The sequence below is a fragment of the Verrucomicrobiia bacterium genome (assembly GCA_023953615.1).
GTDB lineage: Bacteria > Verrucomicrobiota > Verrucomicrobiia > Limisphaerales > JADLHS01 > JADLHS01.
On record JAMLJH010000002.1, the window covers coordinates 1,667,793 to 1,679,469 of the forward strand.

Genomic DNA, 11,677 nt, shown 5'->3' on the forward strand with positions numbered 1-11,677 from the left:
CGGCTTCTCGTTCGGCGGCGGTCAGGCGCGTTCGTTTGACACGTTTTCCGCATTTTGCGATGCTGCCCTTGCAGTCCAAGCCGGACGCAATCGCATCCGGCCCGGGGGAACCAAAGTCCGCGTGACGCGGAGGGGGCGTGGCGGCGCTGACCGCGGGTCACTTTCAAGACCCAGCCCGACAGCTAACCTCGGCGACGTGTGAAAGGGCAGTTTTCAACGGTGACGTTGAAAATTCCCGCCAACTCGATGCAAGCAGACAACAGTTCAAGCTCCAAACCGGCGCCGCCGGACGCGACGATTTCCGAAGCGGAACACCAAACCTCGCCCGAGCCAACCTCCCTCAAGTATCTCGCGCTGGCCGCGCTGGGCGTGGTCTATGGCGACATCGGGACGAGTCCGCTCTATGCCTTGCGCGCCTGCTTTGCCGGGGAACGATCCGTTGCCGCCACCACGGATAACGTGCTCGGATTGCTTTCCCTGATTTTCTGGGCGTTGATTTTGATTGTCTCGATCAAATACATCGTCTTCGTGTTGCGCGCGGATAATCGTGGCGAGGGCGGCATTCTCACTCTCACCGCGCTCGCCTTCCCCGAACGCAAAAAACCAACCCGCAGTTGGACCATGTGGTGGATGATCACCTTTGGCGTCTTTGGCGCCGCGCTGCTCTACGGCGATGGATTAATCACTCCCGCCATTTCAGTATTGAGCGCCGTGGAAGGATTGGAAGTTGCGGCGCCCGGTTTGCAATCCTACGTCGTGCCGCTGACGGTCTTGATTCTCGTCGGTTTGTTCAGTGTGCAGCGCATTGGCACCGCGAAAGTGGGACGCGCTTTTGGTTGGGCCATGTTGGTGTGGTTTCTCACTTTGGCGGGATTGGGGCTTAAACAAGTTTTTCATTCACCCGAAGTTTTACGCGCCGTCAACCCGGTGTATGCCTGGCAATTCTTCGAGCAAAATGGCTTCCGCGGCTTCCACCAACTCGGCTCGGTTTTCCTCGTGCTGACGGGCGCGGAAGCGCTCTACGCGGACATGGGGCACTTCGGTAAAAGGCCGATCCGAATCGCGTGGTTCAGTCTGGTGCTGCCGGCGTTGTTCTTGAACTACCTCGGGCAGGGCGCGCTGGTGCTCAGTCATCCGGAAGCGGCGAGCAACCCCTTCTACCTCCTGGCGCCGGGATGGGCGCTGTATCCCCTGGTCGCTCTGGCCACCGGAGCCACCGTCATCGCTTCCCAAGCGCTGATTTCCGGCTCATTCTCCCTGACCATGCAAGCGGTGCAACTTGGCTACGTGCCGCGCGTCGCCATTGAACACACCTCGTCATCCACGCACGGGCAAATCTACATCCCGCTGATCAACTGGACGCTGATGGCCGCCTGCATTGGTTTGGTATTGGGCTTTCGCTCCTCGGAAAATCTGGCCGCCGCCTACGGTATCGCCGTCGGTCTGACGATGCTCATCACCACCCTGCTCTTCTATTTCGCCGCGCGACGCCTGTGGAACTGGCACCCGCTCGCGGTCGGATCGCTCTGCGGAGTCTTTCTTGTGATCGAACTTTTCTTCCTGGCCGCCAATCTGGGCAAAGTCAGTCATGGCGGCTGGTTTCCGCTGACCATCGGGGCCATCGGCTTCACCTTGATGGCCACCTGGAAAACCGGACGCGCGCGCCTGCGGCAACGACTCATAAAGAGTCTGTTTCCCATCGAAGATTTCTTGCGCGACGTCAAAGCGCATCCGCCGCATCGGGTCAGCGGCACGGCGATTTTTTTGGCGAGCAACCCCGAGGGCACGCCCGCCGCGCTCACCCACAATTTCAAGCACAACAAAATCCTGCACGAACGCGTGGTGCTGCTCACCATTCTCGTCGAAGAAACGCCTTACGTGGCAAAGAATGAGCGCATCAGCGTGACTGATTTAGGCGAAGGCTTCTACCGGGTGATCAGCCGTTATGGTTTCATGGAAAAGCCCGACGCGCAGGAGACGCTGCAATTGTGTGAAGCGCACGGACTGAAATTTCGCGAGATGGAAACCACCTTTTTCCTCAGTCGGGAAACCATCATCCCCAGCCAGCGCCTGGGTTTGTGGCAATGGCGCAAACGTCTGTTTGCCTTGCTCGCGCGCAACGCTCAGCCCGCCAATGCTTTCTTCAAACTCCCGCCAAACCGGGTCGTCGAGCTGGGATTGCAGATCGAAATTTAAGCCGTCGCAGCCGACCACATGGATTCAATCCCGACCGCGCGCGATACTTAGAAAATATAGTAATTGCATGACGGAACTGACCAGCGCCGCCACGTAAGTCAAACCAGCCGCGTTCAAGACCTGACCGACTCCGGCGCTTTCCTCGGACCGGACAATCCCGAGGCGCAACAACTCCACTTTGGCGCGGCGACTCGCGTCAAATTCCACCGGCAACGTCACCATCTGAAACAACATCATGATGCTGAACAACCCGATCCCCACGTAAATCAGATTGGTCATTTGCAGAAAGAATCCGATCATGATGAGCACGACCCATGCGTAACTGGCGAAGCGTGTGGCCGGCACCAACGCCGCCCGCAGTTTCATCGGCGCGTAACCGACCTGGTGTTGCAACGCGTGACCCGCTTCATGCGCCGCCACGCCCACGGCGGCAACGGATGCGCCCCGAAAATTATTGCTCGAAAGACGCAGCGCGCGTTTCGTCGGATCGTAATGATCGGTGAGTTGCCCGGGAATTTCCTCCACCGGCACGTTTTGTAATCCGGCCTGATCCAGAATTTCCCGCGCCGCCTGGGCGCCAGTCAACCTGGAAGCCAGCCCCACCCGGCTGAAACGCGCGTAGGCGGAGGTCAGCTTGAACTGCGCCCACAAGCCAATCAACAGCGCCGGCAGCATGAATACAAAATATTTAGGATCAAAAAACATAGCGTCTTAATTAAGCTGCTTACTCACCAACTGCGCTCATTTTAGACGGCGCCATGACAAAAGCAAATCGTGTCTGAAAAAACCTTGCCCTCTGGAGGTCGCGCCGTCGCTTCGCCAGAATTTTCCGGTCCGCTCCAGTCTTTCGTGAAAACTGACTTCACCTCGACCCGCAAAATTGGTAACCAAAGACGGTAATAACGGCGACCGGGTCGGAGCAACTCGAATTGCCCCTCAACCAAGCCAACACTCAATGACTCCAACAGACTGAAACCATGCGCAAAACACGGGTTGGAATTTTAACGGCGGGCGGCGACAGCCCGGGTCTGAATGCGGCCATTCGCGGCGTGGGCAAAGCCGCACTTGATGCGGGCATGGAAATCGTTGGCATCCGCGACGGCTTTCGCGGGCTGGCCGAAAACTTGACCATCAAACTGGATAAACGCAGCCTGGCCGGGGTGCTGACGGTCGGCGGCACCGTGCTTGGCACCGGACGCGACAAACCGCAGGCCATGGAAATCAACGGTCGGATCCGCGACATGCGCAGCACCATCGCCCGCAATTATCGCAAACTAAAACTGGACGCGCTGGTTTGCCTGGGCGGCGGCGGCACGCACAAAAGCGTGCTGCGCCTGATGGAAGAAGGGTTGAACCTCGTGACCCTCCCCAAGACGATTGACAACGACGTGGTCTTGACTGATACCGCCATTGGTTTTGACACCGCGCTCGATATCGCCACCACCGCCATTGACCGCCTGCACAGCACCGCGCACAGTCACCACCGGATTATCATCGCCGAGATCATGGGCCACCGAGCGGGTTGGCTGGCCTTGGGCGCGGGAATCGCCGGTGGCGCGGATGTTATTTTAATTCCCGAAATCCCCTACGACGTGCATAACGTCGCCGCCGCCATTCGCCGCCGCAAACAATACGGCACGAATTTCAGCATTGTCGCCGTGGCCGAAGGCGCGTTGCCCCGACGCGAGGCGGCGCGCGTCGCGGCAGTGGTGCGGCACAAAACCAAAGCCAAAAATAAAACCGAAAAGCGTCTGGCCAAAGCCGAATTGATTCAACTCCGGGAAGCGCACGCGGGCCACACCCTGCGCCTGGCCAAACAACTCGAAGCGCTTACCAATCTGGAAGCGCGCGTAACCATCCTTGGCTACGTGCAACGCGGCGGCACTCCCACCGCGCCGGATCGTTTGCTGGCCACCCGCCTGGGCACTGCCGCGATACGACTGATCCAACAAGGCCAGTTCGGCATGATGGTCGCTTCGCGCGGCGATGACACCAAAGCTGTGCCCATCGCTGAAGTTGCCGGACGACTCAAACTCGTTCCCGCCAATCATTCGTGGGTTACCAGCGCCCGCAGCGTTGGCACCTGTTTTGGCGATTAGCAAACCATCGTAGATCAGTGCGACAAAACCTGGCCGCACCACCCAGACCCAAGGTGTCACCGCCACCCTCGGCGGTAGTCATTCGCGCCTGACGGGCGACATCCGGTTCTAACTAACGGGCCACCGAGGCGCAGAGGCACAGAGAGGGAGGCGAATTGCGAAGGACGATTGATACTGAATCTTGGCGAAGAGGTTGGAGTTCAAAAGTGAGACGCAAACCTATCGTCCCCGCCCGCCAATCAAGCATTTGATCCGGTAAATCTTGTTCATCCTGTCAAAAACCATGCCCGCCCTACCAACGCGTTCGTACCGCCGTCATGCTGGGAGGGACGACTTCCACGTCGTCCCCAACCAATCAGGGACGCGGTGGAACGCGTCCCTCCCAAGGAAATATCCCCTCACCCCGGCCCTCTTGTATCTGCCTTTCCGTCTATCCTTGTCAGAGATGATGGATTGGGGAAGATGGGACTGTCCTGCCGCCTGCAGGCGGCAGGACAGTGGCGCGGATGAGTTCGTTACCCTCTGGCACAGGCTTTTGGCCCAGTGCGTGGGGAGCCTGAACCGTTCGCGCTGGAGTCCTAAACTCGAACCGTTGATGGAGCGGCCCACTCCGGCCAGCTCGTATTTGCAAGAAGGAGCTAGAACACCATGACCACTATCTACACAGGCTTGGATATTGCCAAGCTGAACCTGCAACTGCACCTCCTCGGACGCCGCCACGACCTGCCCAACACGGCAGCGGGCCACCGCCGGCTGGTCAAACTCCTGGCTTCCCTGCCCGGAACGCACGTCATCTGCGAAGCCACCGGCGGTTACGAACGCGACCTCGTCGCCGCGCTGCATGACGCCCGCATCCCTGTCAGCGTCTTGAACCCGGCCCGCGTCCGCCACTTCGCCCGGGCCACCGGCCAGCGGGCCAAGACCGATCCTCTGGATGCCGCCATCCTGACTGCCTACGGCCAGGCCTTACAACCCCAACCCACCGCTCCGCGCACGCCACAGGAACACCACCTGAGCGAACTGATCCGCCGCCGGGTGCAGGTATTGGCCCTCTTGGTGGCGCAACGCCAGCAAGCCCAACGGCTCACCGTGCCCGCCTTGCGCCGCCAAGCCCAAAGCCTCGTCCGCCGCCTGGAACGCGATCTGAAACAAATCGAAACGCAACTGGGGCAACTGCAGGCGCAAGCCAGCTCCCTGGACGAACGGGTGCAAAAACTCGTCGCCATCACCGGCGTCGGCACCATTACGGCGTTAGGCGTGCTAGCCGAACTGCCCGAACTGGGCACGCTCAACCGCCGCCAGGTGGCGGCACTGGCCGGACTGGCCCCGCATCCGCGGGAGAGCGGCCAATGGCATGGCCGCCGGCGCATCGGGGGAGGCCGCGCTCCAGTGCGCCGCGCGCTGTATATGGCGGCATTGGTGGCAGCGCGTTCCAACCGCCAGCTCCAAGCGTTCTATCAGCGCCTGCGCGCGGCCGGCAAACCCGCCAAAGTCGCCCTCACCGCCGTTATGCGTAAACTGATCGTCCTCATGAACCACACCCTCAAAAATCCAAACTTTGTCCCCCAAAATTAAATACCGTTGCTCCCCATCCAATGGGTGACCGCCAGGTCGGGAGAGGGGAAAAGCGTTTAATTCCAAAGTGGCTACAATCCGCGAAATACACGAAACACTCGAACGGGAATTATCGCAATGCCAATCCACTTCCGCAGAAAGACAAGGGAATGATTGGCAAAGGAATGGGAAATGGGGGAGCACCGCCGTCCTCGGCGGTGGTCGTTCGCGTCTCGCGGACGACATTCAGGTTCTGATAACTGAAACCGGTAGGGCGCATCACTCCGTGCGCGCCGCTGAGTGATGCGGAACTGCGGCGGGACGCCGCAGCCACATTGTTGGCCGGGCACACGCTCACGTGACGGCGTCGTTATGTAGGGAGGGACGACTTCCACGTCGTCCTCAACTGATCAGGAACGCGGATGTGCTTTTGTCCTGCCGAGGCTGCTTCAGACGATGTCGCGATGGTAGGCTTGCAGTGATTTCACAGCGGCTTTGCCGGCGCGATATTCCGCAATTCCCAAAACGGCCGCGTGCGCGGCAGCCGTCGTGGTCAGATAGGGCACTTTGTATTTGATCGCCGCTTTCCGGATGTACGCGTCGTCTTGCGCGCTCATTTTGCCGGCCGGCGTGTTGACGATCAGATCAATCTCCCGGCTTTTGATTTCATCAGCGATGTTGGGTCGTTGGTGCTCGTGAATTTTGTAGCTGAGTTCCGCTTTCACACCGTGGTCGCCCAGGAATTTATGCGTGCCGTCCGTGGCCTTGATGCGAAAGCCCAGTTTCTGAAATTCGCGCGCCGTGTTGAGGATGGCGGGTTTATCCTTGTTCGTTACGGAGATGAACACCGTGCCCTTTTGCGGCAACGCGGAAAGCGCGGCTTCCTGCGATTTGAAATACGCCAGGCCGAAACTCGGCGCCATGCCCAAGACCTCGCCGGTCGAGCGCATTTCCGGTCCCAATACGGGGTCCACTTCCGGGAACATGTTGAACGGCAGCACGACTTCTTTCACGCCGATGTGCGGAATGGTTTTCCGCTGGAGCTTCAAGTCTTTGAGTTTCGCGCCGAGCATCAGTTGCGTGGCGATGCGCGCCATTGGCACGTTGCAAACTTTGCTCACCAACGGCACGGTGCGCGAGGCGCGCGGGTTCGCCTCGATCACGTACACCCGGTCCTGGCAAATGGCGTATTGAATGTTCATCACGCCACAAACTTTCAGTTCGCGGCTGATGCGCAGCGTGTACTCTTCGATGGTTTTGATGTGCTGCGCGGAAAGCGTTACCGGCGGAATGGCGCAGGCCGAATCACCGGAATGAATGCCCGCCTGCTCGATATGTTCCATCACTGCGGGCACGAACGCATCCGTGCCGTCGGCCAGCGCGTCGGCTTCAGCTTCGATGGCATTGTCGAGAAAACGATCAATGAGAATGGGGCGGTCCGGGGAAAGATCCACGGCTTTGTTGACGTATTCCTTTAACATTTCCTCATCGTGAACCACTTCCATGCCGCGACCACCCAGCACGAATGATGGTCGCACCATCACGGGGTAACCGATCTTGGCGGCAATTTGCCGGGCTTCAGCAAAACTGCTGGCCATGCCGGATTCAGGCATGGGAATGTTCATCCGCTCCATCATCTGCCGGAAACGATCGCGGTCCTCGGCCAGATCAATTACGTCGGGTATTGTCCCGAGCACTTTGACTCCGGCGGCCTCGAGTTCCTTGGCGATATTGAGCGGGGTTTGCCCGCCAAACTGCACCACCACGCCTTCGGGCTTTTCCTTCTCGTAAATCGCGAGCACATCCTCGACGGTCAGCGGCTCGAAATAAAGTTTGTCGGACGTGTCGTAATCGGTGGAAACCGTTTCCGGATTGCAGTTCACCATGATGGTTTCGTAACCAGCTTCGCGCAGCGCGAACGCGGCGTGAACGCAGCAGTAATCAAACTCGATGCCCTGCCCGATGCGGTTCGGGCCACCCCCCAGTACCATGACTTTTTTACGCGCGCTGACGGGCGCTTGATCCGGGCGATTGTAAGTCGAGTAGTAATAGCAGGTGCCCGTCGCCGCGCCACTCACCGGCAGTGCGTCCCAGGCTGCCACCACGCCGAGTTTCTTGCGGCGTTCGCGAATCTGCGCCTCGGGCACCCCGAGAATCTTGCTCAAGTATTTGTCCGCGAACCCATCCCGCTTGGCCTGAACCAACAAATCATCCGGCAAGGTCTGGCCTTTGAATTGCAGCAGCTTTTCCTCCAGCTCAACCAGTTCCTTCATCTGCTCGATGAACCACGGTTTGATGGCGGTTTTGGCGTGCAGTTCGGCCACGGTCGCACCCTTGCGCAACGCTTCATACATGATCCACTGTCGCTCGCTGGAGGCTTCGTTGAGCAGCGTCATCAACTCCGACAGGGAGCGGCGGTTGAAATCCCGGGCAAAGCCCAGACCGTGCCGTCCATTTTCCAACGAACGAATGGCCTTTTGAAACGCCTCCTTGTAGGTCTTGCCGATGCTCATCACTTCGCCGACCGCGCGCATTTGCGTGCCGAGCTTGTCCACGGAGCCTTTGAACTTCTCGAACGCCCAACGCGCGAATTTCACGACCACGTAATCGCCGGAAGGCGTGTACTTCTCCAACGTACCGTCGCGCCAATACGGGATTTCATCCAACGTCATGCCCGTCGCGAGTTTGGCGGACACGAGCGCGATCGGAAATCCGGTGGCTTTTGAAGCCAACGCCGAAGAGCGGGAGGTGCGGGGATTGATTTCGATGATGACGACGCGCCCGGTCTTGGGGTCATGGGCAAACTGAGTATTCGTGCCGCCAATGACGCCGATGGATTCAACGATGCGGTAGGCGTAATCCTGCAACTTGGCTTGCAACTTCGGATCAATCGTCAGCATCGGCGCGACGCAATACGAATCGCCGGTATGCACACCCATCGCATCCACGTTCTCGATGAAGCAAACCGTAATCATCTGGTTTTTGGCATCGCGAACGACCTCCAATTCCAGTTCCTCCCAACCCAGCACCGATTCCTCGACGAGCACCTGCCCCACCATGCTGGCGGCCAGACCGCGGCTGACCACGGTGCGCAATTCCTCGACGTTATAGACCAATCCGCCGCCCGTGCCGCCCATCGTGTAAGCGGGGCGAATCACCACGGGATAGCCCAGGTCCGTCGCGACTTTTTCCGCCTCCTCGACCGTGAATGCCGGAGCGCTCTGGGGCAGGTCAATACCCAGGCGTTTCATGGTTTCCTTGAACACGATCCGGTCTTCGCCCTTCTCGATTGCGTCCAAATCCACGCCAATGATTTGAACGCCGTACTTGGCGAGCACCCCGGCCTTGGCGAGTTGCGAGGATAAATTCAATCCCGTTTGTCCACCCAGATTCGGGAGCAACGCATCCGGTCGTTCCTTCTCAATGATCTCCGTAAGTGACGGAATGGTAAGCGGCTCAATATACGTGATGTCCGCCGTGTCCGGATCGGTCATGATCGTGGCCGGATTGGAATTCACGAGCACGATTTGGTACCCCAGGGCGCGCAAGGCTTTGCAAGCTTGCGTGCCGGAGTAGTCGAATTCGCAGGCCTGGCCAATGATGATCGGACCCGACCCGATGATGAGAACTTTCTTGATGTCGTTGCGTCGAGACATGGCGGGTATTTTGATCGAGTGGCGCGCGTTTGTGAAATTCATTTTTCCTGGTAGCAATCAGTTTGCGACTTGACTCTCAACTCTTCAGCGCAGGTGGGGCTGGATCCGATCCATTTTTCTCGTTGCGAGAAATACTGACGTGCGATCCAGCCCGGCCAATTCAAGATCCAATCAAACCAGACCCTGTTCAAGCATGGCGTCGGCGACCTTCACAAACCCGGCGATGTTGGCCCCGACCACGTAATTATTCGGCACGCCATATTCCTCGGCTGTACGCCGCACGTTCTGGTGAATAGTGATCATGATCTCGTGCAACTTCTGATCCACTTCCGCGCGCGACCAGGCGAGCCGAATGGAATTCTGGGCCATCTCGAGACCCGAGGTGGCCACGCCGCCGGCGTTGGCGGCTTTGCCCGGCCCGTAGAGAATTTTTTTGGCCAGAAACCGATGCACAGCTTCGGGTTCGGAAGGCATGTTCGCCGCTTCGGAGACCAGACCGCACCCGTTGTCGAGCAACGTCTTGGCGTCGCCGCCATTGATTTCGTTTTGCGTGGCGCAAGGAAACGCGCAATCACAAGGCACCACCCAGGGGCGTTGCCCGGCGTGATAGCTGACGCCAAAGTGTTCGGCGTATTCCTTCATGCGTCCGCGCCGATTATTTTTGAGGTCCATGATCCACGCCAGCTTCTCGAGATTAATGCCATTGGGATCGTGAATGAACCCGTCCGAGTCGGACATCGTCACCGGTTTGGCGCCAACCTGAATCAATTTTTCGACCGTGAATTGCGCGGCATTGCCCGAACCGGACACGGTGCAGATTTTTCCATCAATGGTTTCGTTGCGCGCCTTCAACATCTCCTGCGCGAAATAAACCGCGCCGTACCCGGTGGCTTCCGAGCGAATGAGCGAACCGCCCCATTTGATCCCCTTGCCCGTCAGCACGCCGGTAAATTCATTCGAGAGCCGCTTGTAGTAACCAAACAAATAACCGATCTCCCGCCCGCCCACGCCGATGTCACCCGCCGGCACGTCCGTATCCGCGCCGATATGCCGCCACAGTTCCGTCATGAACGACTGACAAAAGTGCAACACCTCATTGTCGGACCGACCGTGTGGATCGAAATCCGCCCCCCCTTTCGCGCCGCCCATCGGCAGCGTGGTGAGCGAGTTTTTGAAGATCTGCTCGAAGCCGAGAAATTTCAGAATACTGGAGTTGACCGAACGATGGAAACGCAAGCCACCCTTGTACGGTCCGAGCGCGTTGTTGAACTGAATGCGATAACCGCGATTCACCTGAAAGCGACCGCGATCATCCACCCAGGGCACGCGAAAGGTGATCTGGCGATCCGGTTCGCTGAGGGATTCCAAGATGCGCACATCCTGATATTTTTTGTGACGTTGCAGGGCGGGTTCGATGGATTCGAAGACTTCCGTGACGGCCTGGAGAAATTCCGGCTCGCTGGGATTACGGTGACGAACAGATTCGATGGTGTCATGGATCAATTGCATATCAATGGTAGTTGCTGATACTTGTTTCTATCAAGCAGCTCCAAGCTAGTCCCAGGCGCTCCAGTGTCCATAACTTTTCTAATAACTTATTATTTTTAGTATTGTGTTTTTCAATGTTAGCGAAGGCCGATTAAAACGCATTTCACGGGATTAAACGCACGGGTTACTTATCGGGTTTAGAGCCGATTAAATAAAGCCGTGGCCGCTTGATTTTTTCCTTTATAGCAGCGGGCCTTCCGACCTCAAGCCAAGCGTTGGGGTCAAACGGACGACTGCCCTGGGTTCGGGACGAGCACCGGCGCGACCGGTGATGTGGTCAACCGCCAGGTCGGTCCGGAGAATCGTTGGCAACGGAATAAAGTCCGAGGCGTTCCCGGAGCGCGGACGGTCTCCGTCCGCAGCGCGTGAACCGGAAGCTCGGCTTGCGGTTCAATCAACGCCTTCTGGTCTGGCGCCGCGCTGCGGGCGCGGGACCGCCCGCACTCCGCTCCCAGCGCCAGCGGCGCGGCATACGTGTGGAAACTCACTGGCAACAAATCACAAGCTCCATAGGAGCGGCAGGGGACTGCCGCAGTCCAAAACCTCGCGGACAGAATCGCCATTCCCCATCCGTCCCCCACCTTCATGGGGTTACACTCGTTCGATGCCACGGCTACAACTTTA

The 11,677-nt window shown here is 58.5% G+C and carries 7 protein-coding genes and 1 riboswitch; of the genes, 3 read left to right on the top strand and 4 right to left on the bottom strand.

Features of this window, described 5'->3' with window-relative positions; translation table 11 throughout:
• The first annotated feature begins 72 nt into the window (after positions 1–72).
• A riboswitch (cyclic di-AMP (ydaO/yuaA leader) is annotated at positions 73–212 on the top strand.
• Positions 199–2,196, top strand: a complete 1,998-nt coding sequence (locus tag M9920_17110; GenBank protein ID MCO5053997.1) for a potassium transporter Kup — start codon at positions 199–201, stop codon at positions 2,194–2,196. Its footprint overlaps the riboswitch before it by 14 nt.
• Positions 2,197–2,220: 24 nt before the next feature.
• On the opposite strand, the gene M9920_17115 is transcribed toward M9920_17110, so the two are convergent.
• The gene (locus tag M9920_17115) at positions 2,221–2,901 is read right to left on the bottom strand and encodes a zinc metallopeptidase (GenBank protein ID MCO5053998.1); all 681 of its coding nucleotides are present in this window, start codon (positions 2,899–2,901) and stop codon (positions 2,221–2,223) included.
• Between the two features lie 272 nt (positions 2,902–3,173).
• On the opposite strand from M9920_17115, the gene M9920_17120 reads away from it, so the two are divergent.
• Both M9920_17120 and M9920_17125 read left to right on the top strand, forming a co-directional pair.
• Positions 3,174–4,295: an ATP-dependent 6-phosphofructokinase gene (locus M9920_17120; GenBank protein MCO5053999.1), complete on the top strand. Its 1,122-nt coding sequence runs from the start codon at positions 3,174–3,176 to the stop codon at positions 4,293–4,295.
• Positions 4,296–4,943: 648 nt separating this feature from the next.
• A complete protein-coding gene (locus tag M9920_17125) occupies positions 4,944–5,870 on the top strand; it encodes an IS110 family transposase (GenBank protein MCO5054000.1) in 927 nt (308 codons plus the stop codon).
• A 428-nt stretch (positions 5,871–6,298) separates the two neighbouring features.
• Here the strand turns inward: M9920_17125 and carB are convergent, their stop codons facing one another.
• The 3 genes from carB to M9920_17140 form a co-directional block, all read right to left on the bottom strand.
• Positions 6,299–9,505, bottom strand: a complete 3,207-nt coding sequence (gene carB / locus M9920_17130; protein ID MCO5054001.1) for a carbamoyl-phosphate synthase large subunit — start codon at positions 9,503–9,505, stop codon at positions 6,299–6,301.
• Positions 9,506–9,676: 171 nt separating this feature from the next.
• Positions 9,677–11,014: an NADP-specific glutamate dehydrogenase gene (gene gdhA, locus M9920_17135; GenBank protein ID MCO5054002.1), complete on the bottom strand. Its 1,338-nt coding sequence runs from the start codon at positions 11,012–11,014 to the stop codon at positions 9,677–9,679.
• Between the two features lie 260 nt (positions 11,015–11,274).
• Positions 11,275–11,677, bottom strand: a 403-nt coding sequence (locus tag M9920_17140) for a hypothetical protein (protein MCO5054003.1), incomplete at its 5' end; no start/stop codon positions are given.

Bases quoted from the DNA above. Each gene is read 5' to 3' on its own strand.
- carB (MCO5054001.1), bottom strand. From the start codon at position 9,505: ATGTCTCGACGCAACGACATCAAGAAAGTTCTCATCATCGGGTCGGGT.
- M9920_17120 (MCO5053999.1), top strand. From the start codon at position 3,174: ATGCGCAAAACACGGGTTGGAATTTTAACGGCGGGCGGCGACAGCCCG.
- M9920_17115 (MCO5053998.1), bottom strand. From the start codon at position 2,901: ATGTTTTTTGATCCTAAATATTTTGTATTCATGCTGCCGGCGCTGTTG.
- gdhA (MCO5054002.1), bottom strand. From the start codon at position 11,014: ATGCAATTGATCCATGACACCATCGAATCTGTTCGTCACCGTAATCCC.
- M9920_17125 (MCO5054000.1), top strand. From the start codon at position 4,944: ATGACCACTATCTACACAGGCTTGGATATTGCCAAGCTGAACCTGCAA.